This is a genomic window from Algoriphagus alkaliphilus, from assembly GCF_900103735.1.
In the GTDB taxonomy this organism is placed as follows: domain Bacteria; phylum Bacteroidota; class Bacteroidia; order Cytophagales; family Cyclobacteriaceae; genus Algoriphagus; species Algoriphagus alkaliphilus.
In genome coordinates this window covers 48,399-73,864 of sequence record NZ_FMXE01000009.1, presented here as the reverse complement: position 1 = coordinate 73,864, position 25,466 = coordinate 48,399, and the positions used below count along the sequence as shown (strand labels likewise).

General features: G+C 42.2%; 24 protein-coding genes. 17 read left to right on the top strand and 7 right to left on the bottom strand.

The window, feature by feature from the left end:
- The 16 genes from BLQ81_RS07910 to BLQ81_RS07830 all read left to right on the top strand — a co-directional run bounded on the left by BLQ81_RS07910 (position 1) and on the right by BLQ81_RS07830 (position 13,540).
- Complete coding sequence (locus BLQ81_RS07910; protein ID WP_092729412.1) at positions 1 to 1,995, top strand: ATP-binding protein; 1,995 nt, start codon at positions 1 to 3, stop codon at positions 1,993 to 1,995.
- Positions 1,988 to 2,422 (top strand): response regulator, encoded by a 435-nt coding sequence (locus tag BLQ81_RS07905; protein WP_092729411.1) that lies wholly within the window; start codon positions 1,988 to 1,990, stop codon positions 2,420 to 2,422. Before BLQ81_RS07910 ends, BLQ81_RS07905 begins: the two co-directional genes overlap by 8 nt.
- Positions 2,423 to 2,427: 5 nt before the next feature.
- The gene (locus BLQ81_RS07900; RefSeq protein WP_092729410.1) at positions 2,428 to 3,456 is read left to right on the top strand and encodes a PAS domain S-box protein; all 1,029 of its coding nucleotides are present in this window, start codon (positions 2,428 to 2,430) and stop codon (positions 3,454 to 3,456) included.
- A complete protein-coding gene (locus BLQ81_RS07895; protein ID WP_092729409.1) occupies positions 3,446 to 3,832 on the top strand; it encodes a response regulator in 387 nt (128 codons plus the stop codon). The genes BLQ81_RS07900 and BLQ81_RS07895 overlap by 11 nt, the downstream gene beginning before the upstream one ends.
- 76 nt (positions 3,833 to 3,908) lie before the next feature.
- On the top strand, positions 3,909 to 4,667 hold the full coding sequence (locus BLQ81_RS07890) for an SDR family NAD(P)-dependent oxidoreductase (protein WP_092729408.1): 759 nt from the start codon (positions 3,909 to 3,911) through the stop codon (positions 4,665 to 4,667).
- A gap of 289 nt (positions 4,668 to 4,956) precedes the next feature.
- Positions 4,957 to 5,820, top strand: a complete 864-nt coding sequence (locus BLQ81_RS07885) for a fumarylacetoacetate hydrolase family protein (RefSeq protein WP_092729407.1) — start codon at positions 4,957 to 4,959, stop codon at positions 5,818 to 5,820.
- A complete protein-coding gene (locus BLQ81_RS07880) occupies positions 5,817 to 6,641 on the top strand; it encodes an amidohydrolase family protein (protein WP_092729406.1) in 825 nt (274 codons plus the stop codon). The genes BLQ81_RS07885 and BLQ81_RS07880 overlap by 4 nt, the downstream gene beginning before the upstream one ends.
- Positions 6,642 to 6,713: 72 nt before the next feature.
- Positions 6,714 to 7,484, top strand: coding sequence for an L-fucose dehydrogenase (locus tag BLQ81_RS07875; protein ID WP_092729511.1), 771 nt, complete (start codon positions 6,714 to 6,716; stop codon positions 7,482 to 7,484).
- A 10-nt stretch (positions 7,485 to 7,494) separates the two neighbouring features.
- Complete coding sequence (gene fucP, locus BLQ81_RS07870; RefSeq protein ID WP_092729405.1) at positions 7,495 to 8,805, top strand: L-fucose:H+ symporter permease; 1,311 nt, start codon at positions 7,495 to 7,497, stop codon at positions 8,803 to 8,805.
- Positions 8,806 to 9,345: 540 nt separating this feature from the next.
- Positions 9,346 to 9,681: an L-rhamnose mutarotase gene (locus tag BLQ81_RS07860; protein ID WP_092729403.1), complete on the top strand. Its 336-nt coding sequence runs from the start codon at positions 9,346 to 9,348 to the stop codon at positions 9,679 to 9,681.
- Between the two features lie 211 nt (positions 9,682 to 9,892).
- Positions 9,893 to 10,537: a hypothetical protein gene (locus BLQ81_RS07855; protein ID WP_092729402.1), complete on the top strand. Its 645-nt coding sequence runs from the start codon at positions 9,893 to 9,895 to the stop codon at positions 10,535 to 10,537.
- Positions 10,534 to 11,238 carry a DUF3307 domain-containing protein gene (locus BLQ81_RS07850; protein ID WP_092729401.1) on the top strand — a complete coding sequence of 235 codons (705 nt, stop codon included), beginning with the start codon at positions 10,534 to 10,536 and terminating at the stop codon, positions 11,236 to 11,238. Before BLQ81_RS07855 ends, BLQ81_RS07850 begins: the two co-directional genes overlap by 4 nt.
- Positions 11,239 to 11,264: 26 nt before the next feature.
- Positions 11,265 to 12,176, top strand: a complete 912-nt coding sequence (locus BLQ81_RS07845; RefSeq protein ID WP_092729400.1) for an alpha/beta hydrolase — start codon at positions 11,265 to 11,267, stop codon at positions 12,174 to 12,176.
- Between the two features lie 141 nt (positions 12,177 to 12,317).
- Positions 12,318 to 13,013, top strand: a complete 696-nt coding sequence (locus BLQ81_RS07840) for an HAD family hydrolase (RefSeq protein ID WP_092729510.1) — start codon at positions 12,318 to 12,320, stop codon at positions 13,011 to 13,013.
- A gap of 54 nt (positions 13,014 to 13,067) precedes the next feature.
- Entirely contained in the window at positions 13,068 to 13,289 is a 222-nt protein-coding gene (locus BLQ81_RS07835) for a hypothetical protein (protein ID WP_092729399.1), read from the top strand.
- Positions 13,290 to 13,291: 2 nt separating this feature from the next.
- A complete protein-coding gene (locus tag BLQ81_RS07830) occupies positions 13,292 to 13,540 on the top strand; it encodes a type II toxin-antitoxin system PemK/MazF family toxin (RefSeq protein WP_217636655.1) in 249 nt (82 codons plus the stop codon).
- 48 nt (positions 13,541 to 13,588) lie between these two features.
- On the opposite strand, the gene BLQ81_RS22225 is transcribed toward BLQ81_RS07830, so the two are convergent.
- The 4 genes from BLQ81_RS22225 to BLQ81_RS07815 form a co-directional block, all read right to left on the bottom strand.
- Positions 13,589 to 13,738: a hypothetical protein gene (locus BLQ81_RS22225; RefSeq protein ID WP_175454188.1), complete on the bottom strand. Its 150-nt coding sequence runs from the start codon at positions 13,736 to 13,738 to the stop codon at positions 13,589 to 13,591.
- 209 nt (positions 13,739 to 13,947) lie between these two features.
- Positions 13,948 to 15,012: a DUF6807 domain-containing protein gene (locus BLQ81_RS07825; protein ID WP_245693208.1), complete on the bottom strand. Its 1,065-nt coding sequence runs from the start codon at positions 15,010 to 15,012 to the stop codon at positions 13,948 to 13,950.
- A 14-nt stretch (positions 15,013 to 15,026) separates the two neighbouring features.
- Positions 15,027 to 16,388, bottom strand: coding sequence for a Gfo/Idh/MocA family oxidoreductase (locus BLQ81_RS07820; protein WP_092729398.1), 1,362 nt, complete (start codon positions 16,386 to 16,388; stop codon positions 15,027 to 15,029).
- A gap of 174 nt (positions 16,389 to 16,562) precedes the next feature.
- Positions 16,563 to 17,453: a sugar phosphate isomerase/epimerase family protein gene (locus tag BLQ81_RS07815; RefSeq protein WP_092729397.1), complete on the bottom strand. Its 891-nt coding sequence runs from the start codon at positions 17,451 to 17,453 to the stop codon at positions 16,563 to 16,565.
- 1,322 nt (positions 17,454 to 18,775) lie between these two features.
- Here BLQ81_RS07815 and BLQ81_RS07800 point away from each other — a divergent pair.
- Positions 18,776 to 19,144, top strand: coding sequence for a single-stranded DNA-binding protein (locus BLQ81_RS07800; protein ID WP_092729394.1), 369 nt, complete (start codon positions 18,776 to 18,778; stop codon positions 19,142 to 19,144).
- A 550-nt stretch (positions 19,145 to 19,694) separates the two neighbouring features.
- Here BLQ81_RS07800 and BLQ81_RS07795 read toward each other — a convergent pair.
- The 3 genes from BLQ81_RS07795 to BLQ81_RS07785 all read right to left on the bottom strand — a co-directional run bounded on the left by BLQ81_RS07795 (position 19,695) and on the right by BLQ81_RS07785 (position 24,875).
- Positions 19,695 to 20,687, bottom strand: coding sequence for a type I restriction enzyme HsdR N-terminal domain-containing protein (locus BLQ81_RS07795; protein WP_092729393.1), 993 nt, complete (start codon positions 20,685 to 20,687; stop codon positions 19,695 to 19,697).
- Between the two features lie 130 nt (positions 20,688 to 20,817).
- Positions 20,818 to 21,645, bottom strand: coding sequence for a hypothetical protein (locus BLQ81_RS07790; RefSeq protein WP_139183587.1), 828 nt, complete (start codon positions 21,643 to 21,645; stop codon positions 20,818 to 20,820).
- 17 nt (positions 21,646 to 21,662) lie between these two features.
- A complete protein-coding gene (locus tag BLQ81_RS07785) occupies positions 21,663 to 24,875 on the bottom strand; it encodes a type ISP restriction/modification enzyme (protein WP_092729391.1) in 3,213 nt (1,070 codons plus the stop codon).
- Positions 24,876 to 25,466 lie beyond the last annotated feature (591 nt).

The following is a 25,466-nucleotide window of genomic DNA, read 5'->3' as shown; positions in this document are numbered from 1 at the left end:
GTGAGCTCAATAGAAAATTTTAAAAAACAGATTAGTTCATTGATTTATTCCAGTCCCAGGACTACGGGATGGCTTGTGTTTTTCCTCAGTCTTTTTCTTACCTTCTATCTTTCCTATACAGCATATCAGCTTCGACTTTCTACCGAACGCGAGGAAGTTATCAGTAAACTCAATGAGTTGGAGAATAGATTAACTGAAGCCTTAAACAATGGGGTTTCCGCCGTAAAAACACTCGCTTTCTATGCACAAAATCAGGAAAACGTAGTAGAAAATTTTGAACGTATAGGTCGGGACATTTTGGACAACAATCCATTGGTAGATGTCATCCAGTATCTCGATAGCGGAACCATAGTAGCAGTCTATCCCTTGGCAGGAAATGAAGTGGTCATTGGTTACGACGTACTGGCTGACCCTAAGACTAACAAAGAAGTGGAGGAAGCTATCCGAAGGAAAGAGGTGTTTTTCTCCGGCCCCTTCACGCTCCGGCAAGGAGGAATGGGAATCGTCGGAAGGTACCCCCTCTTTGAAGACGGAAAACTTAAAGGGCTTTCTGCAATTATCATTTATTTGGAAACAATATTTGAGGAGGGACTTTTAAAAAATAATCCCAAAGAGAAATTTTCCGTTCAGCTAAGCAAAAAAAATCCAAATACGGGAATTGTTGAAAATTTTATCCCGCTAAGTGATAAGGAACCGGCATCCGGCTACTCGGCCAGTATTCCGATGGATGTTGGCAATTGGCTTTTAACCGTTCAGCTCAAGGAAAGTACCGCAATTTCAGGCAGTTTATTTGCGGTTTTCCTGAGAATCCTACTCGCAGTCGCTCTGGGAATTGTTGCCTGGAATGCGGCAAGACAACCTGCCATACTGCGTCAAAAAGTAGCGGATCAGTCCAAAGAAATCATAAATGCAAATGAACGGTTTGAGCTTGCCACAAAAGCCACCTCGGATGTGATTTGGGATTGGGATCTGGCTTTAAATGAAGTCTATAGGTCTGATCATTTTTTCAAAATGTTGGGTTATGAGGATAGTGGGTCAATTAGTACTCATAATTTTTTAAAAACCATCATTCATCCGGATGATTTGGAGGAAGTTTCAAATAATTTAGAGGAAACACTCCAGAGTCAGAGTGAATTCTGGGAACATGAATTTCGGGTAAAAAAAATGGATCAATCCTATGCTTTCATTATCGATAAGGGATACATCGTAAGAGATGCTGCAGGAAATGCCATACGGATGATCGGTGCAACACAGGATATTTCAAAAAGAAAAAAGACCGAATTGGAGTTGCTCGAAGCCAACAAAAGTCTTGGCAATGCAAACGAAGAACTTAAAGCCTTTGCCTTTCTAGCATCGCACGACATGCGCGAACCTCTCAGAATGATCAGTTCATTCATGACTTTACTTCAAAAAAAATACAGTTCGGAATTGGATGAAAAAGCAAATCAGTATATTGAATTTGCAGTCGACGGAGCAAAACGACTGACAACCCTCATCAACGAACTTTTAGAATATTCAAAAGTTGGATTTGATCAGAAGTCAATTGAAAAAATAAATACAGACCAATTAATCAAAGAAGTACTCAAATTCAAATCAGCTATTATCAGTGAATCAAATGCCGAAGTGATCCTTGGGGATCTACCCGATATTACCGGCATAAGGACTCCGATCCAAATCTTATTTCAAAACCTAATCGGCAATTCGCTCAAGTACAAAAATCCCGATACAAATCCGGTAATCAAGATTTCCGGAAAGGTGAAAAAAGATTTTCTTGAATTTTGCATTGAAGACAATGGAATAGGAATCGAAGCTGATTATCTTGATCATGTATTTGGGATTTTAAATCGACTGCATCCCAAAGAAAAATATCCGGGAACGGGAATGGGACTTGCAACTTGCAGGAAGATTGTCACCCAGCACGGTGGGATTATTTGGGCAGAGTCTGAAATTGGAATTGGAAGCAAATTTTTATTTACGCTAAAAAAATATGAATAGAAGGCCTATAAAGATCCTACTCGTAGAGGACAATGAAGGAGACATACTTTTGACTACTGAAGCATTGGAGGAGTGTAAAGTGGGGAATGAACTAAAAGTATTGAGAAATGGCAACGATGCACTGAATTTTTTGGTCACCTGTTCGCAAACCAATAAAAATGAACTGCCTGACCTTATTCTATTAGACATCAATCTTCCTAAAAAGAATGGACATGAAGTCCTTCAAAGTGCCAAAAATCACCCTGATTTGAAGCATATTCCGATCATAATATTGACCACATCTTCCTCAGAGCTGGATGTTCTCAAAGCCTATCAGGAACATTGTAATTGCTACATAATCAAACCACTGGAGGTTTCTGAGTTTCTGAATGTAACATCCAAAATTGAAGAATTTTGGTTCAATGTAATCCGTCTACCCAATAACTAACCTGCATGCGAAAGGACGAAAAATCCTATCATATTCTGATCATTGAGGACAATCTTGGAGATAATATCCTGATTGAAGAATATCTCACGGAGAATATTTTAAACCCAAAACTAATTCGGGCAGACACCTTTCAGTCTGCAAAAGTCCTTTTGGAAAATCGGAGTAATAGTTTTGATATTATATTTTTAGACCTCTCTCTTCCGGATCTTTCAGGGGAACCATTGATTGTCGGTGTATTAAACTTGGCTGTTGACACTCCTGTAGTGGCACTTACAGGCTTCTCAGACGTAGACTTTAGCATCAAATCCTTAGGATTGGGTATTTCAGATTACCTATTGAAAGACGAATTGACACCGATTATTCTCTATAAAAGTGTCATCTATGCCATTCAGCGAAGGAGGTTTACTGATCAAATTCAAAAATCCGAAAAACGCTATAGTGACCTTTTCCAACTGAGCCCATTACCGATGTGGGTGTATGATCTGGAAACCCTCCATTTTCTAAATATCAATAAGGCTGCAATCAGTCATTATGGCTATTCTGATGAAGAGTTTCTGGCTATGACTATCTTGGATATCAGACCTCAAGAAGATGCCGAGTATGTCTTAAACCTCATAAGCGACACCCGACAAGGCCACAAAGTCAGCCAAAAAAGTGTCTCTCGGCACAAAAAGAAAAACGGGGAATTGATATTTGTAGAGGTTACGATCAACTTACTGATTTTCAATGGACGAGATGCGGTAATGGTATTGGTCAATGATATTACCGAACGCTACAACTATGTGGAAACTATTGAGAAGCAAAACCAGACTTTCCGGGAAATCGCATGGATTCAATCACATGTAGTCAGAGCGCCTTTGGCGAGACTTCTGGGGCTTGTCAATCTGCTGGAATCCGAAATCCCCAATGTCAAAGAGGAAAGTCTAGAATTGATTCAACACATAAAAAATTCTGCGTTTGAGCTGGATGAGATAGTAAGAGATATCAGCAAAAAATCTGAACAAATAGAACCACTGGACAAAAATGAAATCTGAAATAATTCTGGTGGATGACGACGAGGTACTATTGGTCATCCTCGAAAAGATGTTTCACAAAGTTAGTCCAGACACCAAGCTGAGGCTGTTTAGTTCCGGGATGGAGGCCTTAGACCACCTGGCAAATTCACCGATCACCGGACTCAAGCGATTCCTTCTGCTGGATATTAACTTGAAGGATTTGAGCGGTTGGGATTTTCTCAATGAATTAGCAGATAGAAACGACACTAACTCGAAAGTTATTCTGATCACATCCTCAGTCAGCGCTTTAAATTCTGAATTTGCCAAAAAATATACATCTGTGATTGGTTTTTTTGAAAAACCCTTAACTTTTGATAAAATCCAACGGATTTTAGAACAAATCCGGGAGATATAGCGATTCCTCAATTTATTTTCCAAATTGTGTAACTCAGATATTATCTTGAAATTACGCTAAACCCAAACCTATTCTCATGAATGTACAAACCGTCCTTATCACCGGCGGGGCCAGTGGAATTGGTCTTGCCATGGTCAGGAAATTTGCTGCTGAGGGAAATCACGTCTTTTTCATCGACACCAACCATCTAGAGGGCACCAAACTCCAATTCGAAGCGCACGAAAAAGGACATCAAGTCAAATTTCTGGAAGGGAGTATTGCATCTTTTGCTGAAGTTGAGCAGCTCATCCACCAAATCCCCGAAAAAATTCATGTCCTGATCAATAACGCAGGCATATCCCACATCGGAAAAGTAGAAACTACCAGCGAAGACGACTTCGACCGCTTGTTTCAGGTAAATGTCAAAGGTATGTTTAACTGCATCAAAGCTGCACTGCCCAAGTTGAAAGAAAATGGAGGTGGGTCAATCCTCAATATGTGTTCTGTAGCTGCGACGATCGGGATTCCGGATCGCTTTGCCTACAGCATGACCAAAGGTGCGGCCCTTTCCATGACACTCAGCGTGGCACGGGACTATGTACAGGACGGCATCCGCTGCAATTGCTTATCCCCAGGACGGGTACACACGCCATTTGTTGATGGATTTCTAGCCAAAAACTATCCCGGGCAAGAAAAGGAAATGTATGATAAGCTTGCCGCAACCCAACCCATTGGCAGAATGGGAACTCCCGAAGAAATCGCTGAATTAGCCTATTTTATCAGTTCAGAGGCTGGCAGCTTTATCACCGGTGCCAACTTCAATATTGACGGGGGCTTTATGGGTTTGAAGATGTAAAGGTAAATATTGATTGAATGGCATTCCTACACTTCATTATTCGAAATTCAGCATTCGATATTCATTATTATTAAGTTATTGGTTATTGAGTTATTGATTGATTGTCCGGAGATGGATAAGTGATGACTGATGTTTAATACTTGTAATTCCCTTTGAGATAGGTTTCATTTTCGATTTTATTCTAAAGTCGAAAATGAGTATTATTTTCAGACGCCAATTCAACCTTTTAGATTTCATAATTCTAACTTCATAATTCAATAAACTCTCAATAACCTAAAAACCCAAAATCATGAAACTCATTCGATTTGGTGAAGCTGGCAAAGAAAAACCCGGCATCCAGGATAAATCAGGGATCAATCTTGACTGTTCCAGTTTTGGAGAAGATTGGAATGAAACTTTTTTTTCAACCAGCGGTCTGACTCGATTGGAAGAATGGCTTTCGGTAAATCAAGCCAATCTCAAGGAAGTTCCCTTGAATGCAAGAATCGGTTCCCCAATTGCCCGCCCATCAAAAATAATCTGTATCGGCCTCAATTATCGAAAACACGCCGAAGAAGCCGGAATGGCCGTCCCGGAAGTTCCGATTATTTTCATGAAAGCTACTTCTTCCCTTTGTGGACCTTTTGACCCGATCTATATTCCAAGAAGTTCGGTACAGACGGACTGGGAAGTGGAATTGGCAGTGGTGATCGGCAAGCGTGCAAAATATGTAAGTGTTGAAAATGCCTATGATTATATCGCAGGTTATTGCTTACATAACGATGTGAGCGAACGAGACTTTCAGCTCCGCCATGGAGGACAGTGGGTCAAAGGAAAAAGCGCAGATCATTTCGCTCCACTTGGGCCAATTTTAGCTACCAAATCAGAAATACCAAATCCTCACAACCTTCGACTTTGGCTCAAACTGAACGGGAAAATCCTTCAGGACAGCAATACTTCTGATTTGATTTTTGACATCCCTACCATTGTTTCCCATCTGAGCCAATATATGACGCTGCTTCCGGGTGATGTGATCTCCACAGGAACACCAGCTGGAGTAGGCATGGGACTTAAGCCGCAACCGCAGTATCTGGAACACGGAGATATCGTTGAGTTGGGAATTGAAAGCTTGGGGATTTCGCGTCAGGTGGCAATGAATGATCCGGAAGCATGAGACTTGACTCACATCAGCACTTTTGGGAATATGATCCAAAGCGACAGGATTGGATTAGTCCTGAGATGAGTAGAATTCGCCGAAATTTTCGTCCTGCGGACCTTTATCCTCTTTTACAGGATGCCAAAATGGATGGATGCATTGCCGTACAGGCGGAAGAAAATCTGCGCGAAACAGATTTTTTGCTTGATTTGACAGCGCAGCATGAGTGGATCCTGGGTATCGTAGGCTGGGCGGATCTGAAAAGTGACACTCTGGAAGAGCTATTGGACGACTATTCAGACAAGCAAAAGCTGGTGGGTTTCCGTGAGGTTCTTCAATCAAAAGATCCCGAATACATCCTTCAAAAGAATTTTATCCGTGGGATCCGGAAAATCGGAACCCGAGGATACGGCTATGATATCCTAATTTTCCCAACGCACCTATCAGCCACCTTGGAACTTGTAAACAAATGCCCCGATCAGCGATTTGTGATTGATCATTTGGCTAAACCCTATATCAAAGCCGGAGAATGGAAGGACTGGAAAAAGGCTGTTTCATTACTTGCCGAACGGGAATTGGTGCATTGCAAACTTTCAGGAATGATCACCGAAGCGGACTGGAAAACATGGACTCCGGAGCAGCTTTTCCCATATTTGGAGATTGCCTTGGAACTGTTTGGCCCCGATCGATTGATGTACGGAAGCGATTGGCCAGTCTGTCTTTTGGCAGGTGAATATGAGCGGTTTTGGGAAGTGATAGAGCAGTTTACCGATGCACTTTCTCCTTCGGAAAAAGACAAAATCATGGGGGAAACTGCTGCTGAATTTTATAGGATTTGATAGAAAAGACAAAATATTGAAGTAAAAAAAAAGGTGCCGTGGACTATGGTCTGTGGACTGTGGACTGAAAAAATGAACCTAAACCTGCAAGACAAAGTCATCCTCATCTCGGGAGGAGCAAAAGGAATTGGCGGAGCAATTTCAAGAGCCTTGATTGAAGAAGGGGCAATCCCCGTGATGATTGATCCATCTGAAAAAGAGGGAAAGGAAATCCTTGATTTGGCCAAAGGAAAAGCACTGCAGATTCCAATCAGGCTATTTTCTCCTGAAGATGCTGAGTCTGCTGTAAAGATGACCTTTAAAACCTTCGGGAAAATTGATGGCTTGGTCAACAATGCCGGAGCAAATGACGGCGTAAGTCTAGCGCATGGAAATCCTGTGGCTTATGCTGATTCAGTGGCCAAAAACCTGTTTCATTACTATTATTTGGCACATTATGCCTTGCCTTATTTGAAAAAAAGCCGTGGAGCCATCGTCAATATCTCCTCCAAGACTGCTGTCACCGGACAGGGAAGTACTTCAGGGTATGTCTCTGCCAAAGGTGCTCAACTTGCCCTCACCAGGGAATGGGCAGTGGAGCTTCTCCCCTTCCAAATCCGGGTAAATGCCATCTTACCTGCGGAAGTTTACACGCCGATGTATGAAAACTGGATCCAGTCCTTTCCCAATCCAGAAGAAAAATTGGCTGAAATCAATGCCCAAATTCCGCTTGGCAATCGCATGACTAAACCGGAGGAAATTGCCTCCATGGCTATTTTCTTACTTTCCGAAAAAGCCTCCCACATCACCGGACAGCATCTCTATGTCGACGGTGGCTACACACATCTCGACCGAGCCCTTTGACTTTAAACCCATGACAAAAAAACCGGCACTTGTCCCCAAGGAACTGCTTATCCCATTCATTCTGATCACCTCACTGTTTGCACTTTGGGGATTTGCCAATGACATCACCAATCCCATGGTGGCAGCGTTCAAGCGGGTTTTGGAGCTGAACAACACACAAGCTTCTTGGGTACAATTGGCATTTTATGGCGGTTATTTTACCATGGCACTGCCTGCGGCTTTTTTCATCAAAAAATACTCCTACAAAACAGGTGTATTATTAGGCTTAGGCCTTTATGCTTTTGGAGCTTGCCTGTTTTATCCTGCAGCGGCTTGGGAAAGCTATGGATTTTTTCTTGCCTCACTTTACATTCTGACTTTTGGTTTGGCCTTCTTGGAAACTACCGCCAACCCGTACATTCTTTCCATGGGACCGGAAGCTACGGCGACACAGCGGTTGAATCTGGCTCAGGCATTTAATCCAATGGGCGCTTTGGCTGGACTATTTGTAGCAAAAACTTTTATACTCAACGCACTGCAATCCAATACTGTGGATGCAAGTGGAAACATTATTTTCGATGGCTTAGATGAGGTAGCAAAAGCTGCTATCCGAACCAATGATCTGATGGTCATCCGAAATCCCTATGTTATTCTCGGACTGGTAGTCATTGTAATATTTGCAGTGATAGCGATGGTGAAAATGCCGGAAAGTAAAGATTCCCCGGGCAAAATTGACTTTGGAGCAACGATGAAGCGATTGCTCAAAAACCGCAATTTCGTCGAAGGCACCTTTGCGCAAATGTTCTATGTCGGTGCTCAAATCATGGTCTGGACCTACATCTACCAGTATGCCGAATCGATCGGCATCAGCACCTACAATGCAGTCAACTATGCCTATGCTTCGCTGGGAATTTTTCTGCTTGGAAGGTGGATTTGCACCTTTTTGATGCGGATTGTGGAGCCCAGAAAGTTACTGGCACTGTTCAGTGTACTTGCCATGATTTTCACGTTGGGGGCAATTTTCCTTACCGGATTGACCGGATTATACAGCTTGGTTGCGATCAGTTTTGCCATGTCGCTGATGTTTCCGACGATCTATGGGGTGGCATTGGAGGGTTTAGGCGAAGATTCCAAATTTGCCGCAGCCTACCTCGTGATGGCCATTGTAGGCGGAGCAATCATGCCAACCCTTCAGGGGATGATTTTGGACTGGGGAGGAAAAGGCTACACCGATATATTGATTCTGGGAGTTCCGGAGGTAAATTTTTCATTCGTTTTGCCCCTGTTTTGCTTCCTGATGGTGTTATTGTTTGCAGTGAGGGTTAAGGAATTGAAAAATTGAAATATTGGAAAATTGAAAGATTGGGTTTGAAAGTTGAAAGACCGGAGACCGAAGAAGGAAGACGGAAAAGAAGTACGACCGATTTCCTTTTTTCATTATTCGATAGTCAGCATTCGATGTTCATTATTGGAAGATTGAAAAAATCAGAATGCCTCAGGCATGGTTTATTTTCTAGCCAGCCATTTTAATGGCTGGAATTTGATGGTTGATAGGATTCAAAAAATGTCGTAGACATGGCCGATTTCTTAATGATTGGTATTCATAGGTCGCTCATTAATAAAATATGTGTATTTGTAATCTTGCAGGTTCCCAATTAAAATTGGGTTTGATGGTGAATTTGGCCAACTCCCCCTTTTTTAAAGGGGGTAAGGGGGATTTAAATCAATATTTTTCCCGGATTATACTGCTTGAGTGAAACATTCAGAATAGTCAAATGATAAAAATATAGTTTTGAAGATTCAAGTCTAATCCGAAAAAACCTTCGAGGTTCTTTAAAACCTCAAAGGTTTCTATCCCCTCGTAAATCGTAATTCGTACTTTATGCAAACCTACTTACTGATCTGTGATTTAAAAGACGAACCTGAAGCAATTCAGGCATACATCGACTGCCATAAAGCAGTTGGACCGGAAATCTTGGAAAGCATCCGAGAGGCTGCAGTGCTCCAAATGAGTATTTACCGTTGGGGCAACCGACTCAGCATGATACTGGTGGGTGATGAAAACTTTAGCTTTGAGCGAAAAGCCGAACTGGACAATGCCAACCCCAAAGTACAGGAATGGGAAGCCTTTTTGGGTCAATACCAAACCAATCTTCCGGGTACTCCAGCCAATTGGAGATGGGCGCTGACAGAAAAGATATTTGAATTCAAGGTTTGAGAAGGTTATTGGTTGATTGATTAATTGGTGAGTGGTTAAGTCAGTCAATATTTCATTCTTCGGCTGACATTCTAATAGATTCGGATTGGACGCAAATTTATCGTCTTTTTTGAGGATAAATTGAATTATCGTATAAATAGACGATATTTCGTTTTATCGTATAAATAAACGATATTTTGAATAATCATTGAAATAGACGATATTCCTTTCTATGATAGCAATAATCAAAGGTGATATTATTCAATCCCGAAAACTCAGAAATCCTGAACCTTGGTTAAAACCCCTGCAGGAGCTTTTTTCCAAATGGGGTGAAGCACCCAAAAATTGGGAATTGGTCTGGGGCGACTTTTTCCAGCTGGAGATCAAAAATCCGGAAGAAGCACTGCACCGGGCAATTCAGATTAAGATTTTGATAAAGAAGATCCAATCCGAGGAAAACCATAAAAACTCCAGCCCGATAGATGTCCGCATGTCCATTGGCCTTGGCGAAAAAACTTATACCGGAACCAAAATCTCAGAAAGTAACGGACCGGCATTTGTATTTGCGGGCGAAAAATTTGACCGATTAAAAAAAGAAAAAATCAACCTAGCAATCCAAAGTCCATGGAAAGAATTAGATGAAGAGATTAATTTGTATCTAAAACTGGTGGGAATAGTAATGGATAGCTGGTCTATATCTTCAGCTGAACTTATGGAAGTAGTATGGAATCATCCAAATATTACCCAGGAAGAAATTGGAGAAAAACTGGGCATTAAGCAGAATTCCGTCAGTGGGCGATGGAATCGAACTCATGTAGTTGAATTGATGGAAATAGAAAAAGTTTACCGTAAAAGGATTAAAAAACTAATGGTATGATCTTTCTAATTAAACTTTTATTGGCTCATATAATTGGCGATTTCTTACTTCAGCCTAAATCATGGGTAGCGGAAAAAGAAAAGAAAAAAGTAAGATCCCCAAAAATATATCTTCACTTTCTGATTCACGGAACACTGATTGTAATTCTGCTTGGAATCGATTTTTGGGCTATGGCGGTGTGTTTAATGTTGATTCACGGCTTAATTGACCTAACCAAGCTATACTTTCAAAAAAACAACAACCGAGTTTACTGGTTTTTTGGGGATCAAATCGCCCATTTATCTTCAATCGTGGGTTTTTGGCATTTTTGGTTCAATCCCGAAATCTACCTTTCATTTTCATCTGCATTCTGGATTTATTGCACTGCCCTTATTCTAATTACTCAAGTAGCTGGTATCACTATACAATTATTACTTGCAGTCTGGTCAAAAAAGCTGGACCTCTCAGAGGGTGCTTCCCTTCAAAATGCCGGAAAACATATTGGAATGTTGGAACGGTTATTTGTTTTTGTGTTTGTGATCACTGGAAAATGGGAAGCTATCGGTTTCCTATTAGCTGCTAAGTCGGTTTTTAGGTTTGGGGATCTCAGAAAATCAAAAGACAGAAAACTGACCGAATATATTTTAATTGGCACTTTGATCAGCTTTGGAATATCCATCCTCACAGGACTTGCAGTTCTATGGATTGTTGAAAAGATTTAAAAACCTATCATTACGCGCTCAATACTATGAAAAACCCAATCTTAACCCTCCTATTTAGCATTTTCTCACTGATGGCATTCCCCCAAAACCACACCCTTCCCCTTTGGAACGGCACTCCTCCCCTACAAACCAACATGGACCTAAAGGAAGAAGTCGTTTCTGAAGGCATCATCCGAATCGGAAATGTTCAAGTTCCGACGATTGAAGTTTATCTCCCCGCAAAGCAAATCTCTACTGGCAAAGCTGTGGTTATTTTCCCAGGAGGCGGATATGGAATTCTGGCTTACGACTGGGAAGGCACCGACTTTGCCAAATGGCTGAATGCACAGGGAATCGCCGGAATCGTGGTTAAATATCGATTACCAATTTCCAAGTCACTTACAGACCCCAAAGAAGTCCCTTTGATGGACGCTCAGCGGGCGATCCGGCTGGTCAGGCAAAATGCAGTTGCCTGGAATATCGATCCGGCAAAGGTGGGAATTATGGGCTTCTCCGCCGGAGGTCATTTGGCTTCAACCTTGAGTACGCAATACAATCATGAAATAAATCGGCCAAAGGACGCCATCGATGCGCTTTCCGCCCGGCCTGACTTTTCTGTTTTGGTATATCCGGTGATCACATTTCAGGATGATGCGGTTCATGGAGGTTCGAGAAAGAATCTAATCGGTGAAAACGCTTCCCAAGAATTGAAAGATCGGTTTTCAGGACAAATGAATGTGAATACCGAAACACCCCCTACTTTCCTCGTTCATGCTCAGGATGACAAGGGCGTTCCAATTGAAAATACAATACTATATTATCAGGCTTTGCATAAAAATGGAGTAAAAGCATCCCTTCATATTTACCCTTCCGGTGGGCACGGATTTGCTTTCGGTTTGGGAAAAGGAGCAGTAGAAGGCTGGAGAGAGGTGCTGCTGGCGTGGATGAATGACCTTTGATTAGTCAACAGTCCACGGACGACTGTCGATGGTTGCTGCCAATAAGACATTGGTGGTTTTCCAAAAAATTAGGAACCCGGAAATTTAAATCCATTACACGCTGCTGTGGTCCGTGGACCGTCAGCCGTTGACCAAAAAATTATGCCTATCAAAGTAATTGCCTTCGATGCCGACGACACACTGTGGGTGAACGAACCCTTTTTTCGCGAAGCGGAGGAAAAATTTGCCAGCCTGCTGGAAGATTTTATGCCCCAGCATGCTATCATGAAAGAATTGTACCGAACCGAAATCGACAATCTTGGAATTTACGGCTACGGAGTGAAGGGCTTCATGCTCTCCATGATCGAGACTGCCATGCGGATTTCTGATCACAAGATGCCGATTCGGATCATTGAGAAAATCATCCAAATCGGTCAGGAAATGCTGGAAAAACCAGTTGACCTGCTTCCTGGTGTAGAACAGGTTCTCAAATCCTTAAATGGAGACTATCGAATCGTGATGGCTACCAAGGGTGATTTGATTGATCAGGAGCGAAAACTAAAGAAATCCGGACTGGAAAAGCACTTTCACCACATTGAGATCATGAGCGAAAAGCGGGTCAGCGACTACGATAAACTCATCCGCCATCTGGATATCCACCCTTCGGAATTTCTGATGCTGGGCAACAGTCTAAAATCAGACGTCCTTCCTGCCCTCGAAATCGGCGGATACGGCATTCACATCCCCTTCCATATCACCTGGGCTCACGAACAGATCGACCATGAGGTGGAACATGAGCGATTCTTTAAAGTAGAGCATATTGGCGAGGCGGGGGAATTAATCAGGAGGATTTCTTAAAATGAAACTTTTTAATCATTCTTTGATGTATTTTGAGTAAAGTAATCACGATAAATGACTGTAAATCAAAAATATAGGATCAAGGGAGATCAATTAATCATTGACTTGCCAAAAGAGCTTAAATCTTCCGGTAAGGAGATTCTAGTGACCATAGAAAATGTCTCTGAATTGAAAATGGAGAAGATGGAATTGATGAAAAAAGCAGCAACAGATCCACTTTTTTTGAAAGATATCAAAAACCTATCAGTAGACTTTGAAAACAATGACTTGGAATAAAAATGAAATTTGAAAAATGGTCAATTTTATTAGCAAATCTGGATCCTGTAGTTGGTTCTGAACAAGGGAACACTAGACCTGAAATTATTATTAGTGAAGACTTCTTCAATGACCTTCTTAATGTGGTAAATTTTATTCCCTTGACTACCTACAGAAAAGAAAGGTTCATTTATCCCAATGAAGTATTAATCGGGAAAAATATTTCCAAACTTCCAAACTCTTCCATTGCACTTATCCATCAGAACAATTGATAAAAGGAGATTAGTAAAAAAATTGGGAGCCATTGATTCATAAGTTGTTCAAGAAGAAATTTTCTTGGCCTGAACCGCGGCGGTTATTCCCGCAGAAGTACCTCCATAGGTAATGATGTCGCCTTCAAAGTGTGCTTCCTGTTTTGAGGAGCATGAAAAGATCAGTATGCTGAATAAAAGCGGGAAAAATAAGCGCATAGGAAGATTGGGTTGGTTATTGAGATATTGAGTTATTGGTGCTGAAGTCTTGTGTCTATAATCGAATCTAAACCTTTAACAATAAAGTGAGTGAAGACACTCACTTCGACAACTCCCAGCGGCTCAAAAGATATTTACCCTTGAATCTTTGATAATTGAAAATTGATCATTGTCCATTGAAAATTGATCATTGATCATTTCGAAAAGTCTTACGATTCCTTATTCAATGCCTCATCATCCAAGGAACTCCCTGAACTAACCACAATACGATACCTAAACGTAACCGATTCCCCGTCTTTCAATTTGAAGTTCAACACTTCCTTACCGTTGCTCAGTGCCTTTTGTCCCAAGGTATTCGCGGCAAAAAGCCCATAACCCCGAGCATGCCAATAAGTTGGATAGCCTGGATTTTTCGGATGATCCACTATAGCCAGCGAAACTTTTTCCCCTTTGATTTCTCCCGATAGGTTCACCCATTTGGCACGTGTTCCCCATACATCATCCCCTTCGATTCCTTCGCTGCTTCGGTACATTCCGCTGACACCTTCATTGTTCAGAGTCGGGACAGTAGTGACAATTCCATTGGCATCCGTGAACAGCTCAGGCTTGTTGCTTGGATGTTCCAACTCCCGCGCAACCCGGATTCCGAGCATTCCTTCTTTATTGTCTGTGAAAGAAATATCCTGTCCATGTGCCTTAAGTGTAGTAATACGGTCTATGACACGCTTTTCTCCTACCGAACTAAAAATAAAACGGGTGGTCTCCTTCAATAAAATCCTCCCGTCCTGTGCGATCCAATCAGCTGCCACTTCCAATTCTGCTCCTTCCCGGCTTTCTTTGGTTCCCAAAATATCTGTGTGGACGATGGAACCATAGCCACTCTTTTTCTCGGCAGGAATGGCATCCGAATTATTCCAAAAGTCCAGCCCATTGACATCTCCGTAATTAAACCAAAGTCCAATATGGTGGGGATGATCTACACGCTCTCCCGGTCTGGGTTCCAAAGGAAAACCTCTCGTCAAATCATTTCCCTTAGCAGATTTTATTGGATAAAGAACAGGTTTGGCAATCGATTCAGGATACAGGTATGCCGTAAAAAGCGCACCATTTACCAAGACTTCCACTTTCTTTTCGGCATCGTTTCTTAACAAAGTGACTGCACTTTTCTGATCCATGGAATTATCGGAATTAGCTGCATTTTCGCCTGAACAGCCGGAAATGGCCGAAGACATCAAAACTAAACCGGTCCAAAGACCGGCTTTAAGTTGATTCATCATAGTAGACAGGATTAATATTGAAATACTTTACCACCTGCCAGTACTTCCTGCTTTTCCTCATCGAAGGTCACAAACTGGCCGGTTCGCAATGCAGCAGTAGTCATGATATTGGCGATGGAATGATTGTATCCTGCCATCACGTCTGCATTTGGCTTTTTGCGGGACCTGACGCACTCCATCCAATTGCGCATGTGTGCTGAGGTCATGTCGTCGGCACCGGTATTGGCTCCTGTTTCCACTTGGACAGCTTCGCCCAAAGCCATTTCAGGAAGCAAGTTTTCCTTTAGCCCCATTCCTCTGGCCTGATTCGCACTGAGTCCCCCATTGGGAGAAATCCGATTCGTATCCAGATTGAGTTCGCCTCCATTGGAGTAATAAATCTCCTTGGTACCCCCTGCCGAATTGGTAAATCGGGAAGAATAAATCACCTGGAAGCCTTTGCTTGAGTCATTGAGCGGACCGTAATCGAAGACAGCCGTCATGGTATCAAAATTTTGTCGACCGTCTTTCCAAAGGTAAATGCCCCCATTGGCGGCTACGCTTCGGGGATGCGGCAAGTCAGTAAACCAGTGCACCGTATCGATCTGATGCGCCATCCACTGTCCCGGAATACCGGAAGAATAGGGCCAGAACAGGCGGAATTCAAGGTATTTCCGCGGATCCCATTCCGTCTTGGGCCGGTTCATCTGATAGCGGTCCCAGTCTGTATCTTCTTTCCGTATTTGACTGACTAGATCTGCTCGCCTCCACCTGCCGGGTTGATTGACATTCCAGGTCATTTCCACAGCCACGATATCTCCAAATTTTCCCGCTTTGATAAAGTCGTGCGCCTGATGATAATTGAGACCACTTCGGCGCTGTGAACCTACCTGCACGATTTTTCCGGTACGAAGCACCGCTTCTTTGGCAGCACGGTTGTCAGCCATGGTTTCGGCAAAGGGCTTTTCCACATAGGCATCTCTTCCGGCCTCCACCGCTTCCTTGCAATGAAGTGCATGCTGAAAATCTGCTGTACTGATAATCACCGCATCCACATCTTTTCTGTCATAGAGTTCATCATTATTTCGGGCGGTTGCTAGGGTCAAACCGGTTTTATCTTTGACAAAAGCCACCGCTTCGTCCCGTCTTCTACTCCAGATATCCGAAACTGCTGTAAACTGAAAATTCATTTCCTTGGCGTGAATCTGCATGGCAGGAACCAAAGCTCCCCGGCAGCGGTCTGAGAATCCGACGATGCCTACATTGACCCGGTCATTGGCACCGATGATGCGACTGTAACTTTTGGGAGAAAAGGCCATAGCCCCAAAGCTGAGACCGGCGGTGGTGAGGGCTGATTTTTTGAGAAAGTCTCTTCTGGATTGATCGTTGTTCATGGAATGATGGGGTTATTGATTTCGGATTTTTGATTTCGGATTTCGGATGTCGGATGTTCGGAATTTGGTATTCGATATTCAGAATTTGAGATTCGAGATTCGAAACTCAATATTTTCCGAATCCTCACTGATTCACTATTTACAAAATAACTATTAACTATTATTTCCTACCACCTACCCTTTGGACTGAGCTACAAGCGCATTGAACAACTCAAGCTGCTCCTTCAGTGCCGCAACCCGGTCTGTAGGTTGAGACCGTGCTTCCATCAGTATCCAGCCTTCGTAATTCATTCCACCAAAGAGCCTGAACAACTCTGGGTAGGGATAATCCCCAATATTGAATTCCCGGACGTGAACCGTATCACCAAACCATTTTTTCACACTGTGAAAATTGGCTTCCAAACCGGGGGGCAGTAAATCTTCCGGATTACAGTTCCAACAGATCTTGACATTCGGTTCGGTCACCTGATCAAAAATCGCTTTCATCACCGGCAATTCCTGGGTCAGATGTCCGTGAACTTCCACGCGGATCAGCTGTCCGTAATCTTGGGCAAATTTCCCGACCGCATTAAAGGAAGTTGCAATCTGAGCAATGGTCTTTTCCTTGGGAATTCCCTCGGGAAGCGTATTGGGCTTGACTTTGATTCCGGTAGAACCGATATCGTGACAAAGCTTAATGTAGGCTTTCGTGCCTTCAATATTCTCTTTGAGTTTGGCAGGATCGGGACTGTGGTATTCGTAATTGCTCCCATAGCCCAGGCAGGTCACCGGACTGTCGGCAAAGCGCTTTTTAACTTCCTCCCGCTGGGAAGGGCTCAGGTTGATTTCAACCGCATGGGCATGCTGAGTACGGAGTTCTACACCCAAAGCCCCTGTTTTTTCACAGTTGGCGATCAAGGTGGGAAGATCCCAATCTTTGGCCCACTCGTAGGTGACAAGGCCAAATTTCATTCCTGACATTTTCCCATTAGGAAAAGCCGGAAGATGGGGAAGTGCTACGAAACCCACTCCGGCAGCAATTGATTTCAGAAGAAAGTTTCTTCTGGACAAGTCCTTTTCAATCATACACTTAATGATACCAATAAAAATGCGGACATGAGTCCTGAAAGGGGCTTAATCTTCGGAAACGATTGAGGAAAACCGGATTTTTTTAATTGGCGAAGAATCGAGAGTTGAATAAGGAAGTAGATGAAAACAGATCAGATCCACTTTCGTATTTGAGAAACTGTTAACGCTGGACTATAAAACATGGGCGTAAAGACACCTTCGCATTGTGCCAGGTTGCTAACGTCATTTAATAGCACACACTTTAAAAACCTACAAAAAACCAAAGGTTTTATAGCTATTGTTGCAACAATTGGGTGTCGTTAAGTTTAATAAGGCCACCGTTTGTATTTTTTTGAATTTCATGCCTAAACTGCCAGCGGACACGAATTGAGTCCCCTTGTTGAAATTGTCAGTGGCTCAGAATACGCAATAAATTATTGCACCCCCCATAAGAAACGCAATTGGTGATAGCAATTGAAAATATAGCGGCTTCAAAATTTCGGCACTTTTAAGTGAATAGGTATGGTGCCATTTTCTTGGGATAAAATATAAAACCAAAGAGGTCCCCAGCATAAACCATCCAAATACTTTAAATGCAAAAGGGTACTTTGAAAAGTCAGAGTAAATTATCAGTCCCATTGCTGGAATCATTCGTACTGTTATCTCTGTGTAGTTGATGAAGTTTGTACTGGCCATCTTCTTTAATGTCTCTCGTGCTTTTTTTGGAGCAAAGAGCATAAGTACACCAACACAAATAATAAACAGTCCAAAAAGTATAACTGTGTATTTTGCGACTGTTACCATATTATTTATTTGTTTGCTTTTTGATTTTGGTTTGGCCTACTTTGTCCGTTTGAGCGTCTCAGTCAGCGGAGCCAAGCCAATTGTTGCCAATATCCCAATAAATCCAACTCCCTTCCCCTGTTTCGTGTATATCCGATGTGTGCGGAGTGAATTTTGCGGCAGTTCCTGTTGTCAAATTAAGCAATTCGTTGATTTGATCAAGCAGGAAAATTCTTTTTTGTAACAAATAGCGAGTCCATGCCAAACTTTTTTTGTGTTTTGCGTCCATATCAAATCCCGAAAAAGGGTTTTTCGACTTGGATTTCCAGTCTCTTGTTTTCCATTTTTAGAATTTCGCCTTTGGCCTTTACTTTTTTAAAACAAAAAAAGCAGCCCATACTCTCCAAAAACCCCGATTATCCGACAACAAACGACTACAATCGAATACAAACGACTAGCTACCGACTATTTTTTTCGCCTCTCCCCAACTTTGGTCCATCAGTTATCCTCTAGCGGAAATTGTTAATCAAATCTTTCACATTTAACATTTTAAAATCATGAACACGCTAAGAAACAAAGTTCAGCTCATCGGTAACCTGGGTGCCAAAGTAGAATTGAAAACCCTCGAGTCCGGCAAAGTCGTAGGTCACGTCACCATTGCTACGAATGAATCCTACAAAAACCAAAACGGTGAAAAGGTCACCGAAACCACCTGGCACAACCTGGTCATCTGGGGCAAGCAGGCAGAAATTCTGGCCAAGTACACTGACAAGGGTTCGGAAGTAGGCGTCGAAGGCAAGCTCACAAATCGCACTTACACCGATAAAAATGGTGAGAAAAAATACTTCACCGAAGTTGTCGTCAATGACTTTCTTTTGATGGGATCTCCAAAATCAAAAAAAGCTGAAGCCGATATGCCGTTTTAAATGCTTTTAGTATCCTCGTTCAAAACCAAGCCCTTTCGGTCCAGAATCGAAAGGGCTTTTTGGGTTTTATTCCAATTGGTTCGATACTCTGGTGCAAGTCTCCAGACCTGCCTCGCCGTCTGGCAAGCTTGAACCAACCGAAATGAAGTCTCCCGACAAACAAAAGTCGACATTCTTTGGGCCTGCCTGCCGGCAAAGGGAGGGTCGTCTGGTGGTACACGGCGAGCTGATTATCCACGGGTTGGGGTTAGACTTCGCTCACCCACCACACCCGTGGTTCCGCCACGGCGGACGCAGTATTGAAAAGTTTGACCCGGTTCGGGGTCGTTAAATAAATAAAAATCGGAAATAAGAGACACGATCCTGTAAGGATCGAACCTTTCAATAACCCTAGGTGCAACCTAGGGAAATGGTGGCCAAGAGGTAGTTGACAACCCCGAAGCGGGTTGAACTTTTTGGAAGGGAATTACAAATTCCAGAAAATATAAAAGCGAAGAAAGTACCTACGCTTAGCAAAGCATTCTGCTTCGAATCGGGGGCTAACATTTTTCTATTTTTCGATTGAAACATAAACCTTTTCAATTCCCAATTTCTGCCAATTGCCCCTTCTAAATTCTGGTCTTGATCTCAAATTACCTAGGACATTGGAAGTTTCAGTGAAATTATGAGCATCCCATGTTTTTTGCTCTGAAGTTCCATCCTTATAGAATATTGTGATGTATGCTGTTTTTTTAAGCAACAGCATACGCCTAAATTCCGACCCCGAGGCTGGGTTTAGCTGCATTCCTAATGAATCATTTGAAGAATTACCCCGATTCCTTTCCCTCTTTTCAATTTTTACCGATTCCCGATGGGAGGTTTCTGATTCTTTTAATCTGAAATAAACCCCCACCTTTTCAAGAGCGGCATCGATGACTTCACTGTCGTGTTCCTGATTTAAATGCTGCTTGATAAGTTCTTTCGTCTGATCATTGAAATCATCCGATGTAATTCTTTTGACAAGTTCTTCTATTTTGGCTTTCTGATGGTTTTTTTTGAGGAATTCTGCCGCGATTTCATGAAGAGCTTCAAGACTGAAGCTATCCTTTGAAAATAAGGAAACAAATTGCTCGCCGTCTTTTGAATCTTTTTCAAACTTAATTCTCCCAATCAGCATCGCATTTTCTTGCTCATTCAATGGCCCATCATAAAATACTTGGATTTCCGGACCAATCAAAATACCAAAAGGCAACTTGAATTGGCGCATATAGGTTGAAATTTGAATTTGATTCTGTGCCGACAATTGAACTTTTGGCCTTTTAATCTCTACTACAAACAGTTTTTGGCCTGTGGAATTGGATTTGATCAGAAAGTCAGGTTTTAGGCTGTTTTTAGTGGACCCAAGTTGAAAACTTGGTCGGATTTCAAAATCTCCTGAATACTCCTCCCAGCCCAATATGCCCAATGCCTTGTCAACCACAAATTCAAAATCCTTTTCGGAGATATCACCATTTATCTTCTCAGAGAGGTGGTAGCAGAGTTTATTCCATTTTTCCATATCCATAGTTGCGACGGTTTAAGTCCAAAAATCTAATCTTTCTTTTTCCTCAATGATTGTTTTTGAGGGCTGATGACATAATCAATATCTTCCGATTCAGGCGTAATTGCAAATCCCACCCAATCAAGGAAATAATTCACTCTGAAAAATAATCTAAAATAGTTCTAATTTTCACGATCGTTTGCCTAATCTGTATAATATAATGTTTTATAATATCACTATACGAGTTAAATATCTCATTCCTTTTCCTACACAAATGGAGTAAACTATCTATTAAAAGTAGAAAATCATGGGTAAATCTATCTCCAGATGAATTACTTAACAAAACTCCTCTAATTGGAAGAAACAAATGATTTTTTATGTCATCTACGTTAATTTCATCAACTTTTTTTGATTTTTCAAATCGATTTTTAATAGCCAATATTTTATCAATTAAATCCAATTCAATTTCAGAATTCTTATTCTCTACAAGATGTTTCCCTATTAGATCTTTAAATAAATTCATTCCATTAATCCATTCTTCATTCCAACCCCTAATATTTATTTTATACACCTCAAATCTCTCCTTAACACTTTGGATGGAAATTGAAAGAAACTCAACATGGTGCCCAAGCTTATGGAAATTTGATGCGTTTAACTCTTGAATTCCTTTGTTCTTAATAACAAAAGTAAAAAATAGCTCCTCATTATCTATAGATTCTAACTTACTTAATTGACTATTATTAAATGTCAAAGATTCATTAGAATTAATTTTTAGGTTTATAATATGTTTATCGAGATACAAACATTGCTTTTCAAATGAATCCAATGAAAAGGAAATCCAAGAAATGTAAAATTTCTTTATTCTTTCCCTTCTCTTCATCTGGGTAAATTTATTTATTAAATAACTTGACAAAAGTCCGAATGAAAATGCAATGAAAGTTTTAAAAATTTCAAATATAACTTCCCAAGTAGTAACACTCATTAACATTGTTGAAAACTTCATCCCTCACCCCCTTCCATAAAATTCACCCCATCAATCTCCCCCATCACCCTTGCCGTTTCATTTAATGCCTTGATGATTTTTTGATAATGCATAATATCCTCAAAATCGAGGATTCGGCCTTTGCGGTCTTTGAGCCATTTTTGGGCGGGTTGATAACCGCCGATGTAGAAGTTCCAGGCAACTTCGGGGACTGAATCGAAGTATTGATCGCTGTTGATATAGACGCGGCCGGTGGCTAAACCTGTCAGGTCTTCGAGACCTGACAGGTTTTCGAAACGAATCTTCTCCACCTCATTCTCTCCTCCTATAGGATATTGGGTAATGAACTGAGACAAGGTCGGGCTTTCTATCAGGTGAAGCTGTCGGAGTTCACCGCCGAGGGCTACGAGTTTCCAGAACTTGGCTGCATCCGTCGGATAAGGCACTCTCGGGAAGTCAATCTTCAAAAACTCCTTATACGTCTCCCGATAAGTCGGGCTATGCAGCACCGCATAGATGTAATCCAAGAGATCAATCGGAGCAAAACTCTGTCTATATTCAGGCATCACTTCGCCACTCTCAGCAAAGCAAACTTCTCCACCCCTGTCACCCCGAGCGGAGTCGAGGGGTTCAGGAACAAAGGTCAATCCAATTCCCTTCCCAATCTGATCCACGATTTCCATTTTCAGATTGGGTGTCCGGGTTTCGGTAGAACCCAAGCTCAACTGCCCAGAAGATTCTGGATAGAGATATAAAGGGAAAACCGATGGGCCTCCTCTTCTATAAAAATTTGTGTCTGTAATCTCCTTTGCCAAAAACAAACAATCAAAAAAAATAGTATTTGCGGCAATTGGCTGGGGGACTAAAATCAACCCAATATTCTCATGACCCATGTGAAAAATAGTTTTTTCTCTGGCTCTTCCAAGAATTGAAGGGTCATAATAAATCTTTAAATTATCAAATGGTCTATATGCATAATTCTTGATTGATTCTATTTCAAACCTTTTTCCCAGACTTAAAATTGTTTCCTCTAACTCATTTATAGATTTTTTTACCAATCCATCATCATTGTGTGTCTTAACTCCACTTGATCTTAAAGTGAAAAGAAGATTTAACTCAAATCCTTCTTGATAACCTTCAGCACCATCAAAATTTTTGGGAGTGAAAAAATATTCTGGAGTCTCATAGTTAATCTTTTCAAACTTTATATCTCTTAAAAAATTATCAGACAGAAATCCATATTTCAGATCTCTTTTACCCAAAAGATCAAAATAATATACATTTGCAAGTTCCGTATTTGATTTTTTCGACTTAATAAAAAAGTTGATTGAAACCCCTTGCTGAATGTCAAATACATTTTCATCTTTACTTCCGTCTAATGCAGTTTCTTTTTTCTTTGCATTTCCGTGAAGGTCAATTGTGTAAATTTTATCAAAAGTCTTTAACAAATTCCAACGCATTCCCCGAAAAGTCGGATTGTCCAAAAATCCATGGGGATTAATAAAAGCTAAGACGCCACTTCCGTTTTTCTCTATATAATGCTGACCATACCTTATAAACTTGACATAGTCATCATTAATTGCTTTTGGATTTCTTTCTTTTAATTTTTCTTTTCCTCCAGGTTCCTTTTTGTAATCCTCCATAATCTCCATGATCCAATTTCCTGTATTGGAACTAGCCACACTATACGGCGGATTTCCTGCCACTATCATCACCGGCGCATCCCGTTTGATTTGATTGGCTTCGGAGGCTTCTGCCGATAGCCAATTGGCAAAGAGGGTTCCGGTATCCTTGTGGTATTCCTCCAGGGAATTGGTCAGGTAGATGCGGAATCGCTGACCTCCCCTGGCCCCTCCTGATGGAGGGGTATAGCCGGTCGATTTGAGCAGAAGATCCAGTTTCAAGTGGGCCATGGCATAGGAAGCCATGAGTAGTTCGAAGCCGTTGATGCGGGGAAGCAGGTGATTTTCCACATAGCTGTTCCAGAGCCCTTGCTGCCCTTTCATTTTGTCATAGATCTGCTGGATGGCTTCTGCCACAAAGGTCCCCGTGCCTGTGGCAGGATCGAGAAACTGCACCCGATGTACTTCCTGTTCGACTTCCCGCATGCCACCCGCGAATCGCTTGTCGTGCGTGGGAATGGGAACTTTGATTTTGGTCTTGGACATATCGGCCAAGCCCATCGGCAAGCCGAATTCGGTGATCAGAATCTCATCTACGGCACGGATGATAAAGTTGACCACGGGATGGGGCGTGTACCAGACCCCGCGCTGCTTGCGAAGCTTTGGATCGTATTGGGTCAGAAAGTCCTCGTAGAAGTGGATGATGGGATCTTCCATCTTGGTGGCTTTGCCGAAGTTCTTGAGGATCGTCTGCACATCTGCCGCCCGGAAGATATCCGCCAGTGCATCCACGATCCAGGTGATCCGCTCGTCGAGGTCGTACCCGGCGATGTATTGGAAAAGTTTGCGCAGGAAAGGATTGGACTTGGGGATGAGTTCGGCCGCTTCCTGTCTGCTGAAGGTATCGAGCGAAGTATCATAAAGCCTTGCCGCAAACATCCCGTAAGCTATGGTCTGCGCATAGACATCGGAAAACTGTTTGGGTGTGATGTCGTGGATGAGGATTTCCTTGAAGGCGGACATCTGCTCCTTCAGTGTAGAGTTGTCCTGATGCTCTACGTCACTTTCTAGTGCTGCCTCAATCACATTGGCGAGGAGTCGGGCCTTTCCAGCCATCATCTCGGCGAGCTTTTTGGAGCTCTTGATGGTCTGCCCGATATGGGTGGTGAACTCTTTGATCAGGAGTTCGAAGGCAGGAAAGTTATGCGGAAGGGGAAGGATTTTTCCCTGATCCACCACGCCGATGCGGATGGAAGTGACGAGTTCCCCATTTCGATAGTAGAAAAACTCTAGGTAATCGGTAAAGATCAGATTATCCAGCGAACCTTTGTACCGGTCGAATTGCTCTTTGTTTCCGGTCTTTTTAACTCCGATGAGGTCAGTATCTCCGATGTCTTTGGCCTCGATGTAGCCGACGGGAATTCCTTTTTTATCCGTCAGAATGTAATCCGGCGCACCGCAGGCCTGTCGCTTGGGCTCGTTGGTTGCGGAGACATCTGGAACGAGGGATTCGAGGAGATTTTGGAGATCGCCCCGAAAAGTATGCTCGGTGGCATTGCCGAGACGGTAGCGGGTATTGAGGGAATGGAGGTAATCGGCTGTGGTCATGAAAAAAGGGTTGTATATACAAGTGAGTGCGGACACTCACTTGGGCGACCCTCACTCAATCGGCTATTTAAAACTGAATCCTAAAGATATGGGATTAGATGAAAGAATAAAGTGGGGGAATGAGATGATCAGAGAATTCTGGTGTAGCCGTCATAAACCGATACCAATTGTCGGAGAAGATTTGGGCTAAAGCCTGGTAACATCTTCGGATTTCCATGTGGAATGGGCTAAAGCCACATTCCTATTCATAAATAGTAATTCCAGGCTATGAATGTCAGCTTTATCTGGTGAGATTAGATTAGCCAGAGAGCTGATTTGGACTCAAGCCGATTCTTTTTAAAAAATTTTTCGCCTTAAGAATTCCTTTCCGTTATCGATTGCGGGTGAAAGCAGCTAAGTTTCGGTCGATTAAATACAATCTTAGGACAAATCCATTTTTACAAAATATTATTCTGTTTGGGGTTTTTTAGCTACCTTTGACACACCATGCAATTATTCAGCTCAGTCGCGACTCCGCCTTGATTTTTTATTCGATTCCCATCGATTAGGACTGCCTTTACAGGCCTTCTGACTGCATCATTTTTCCAACTG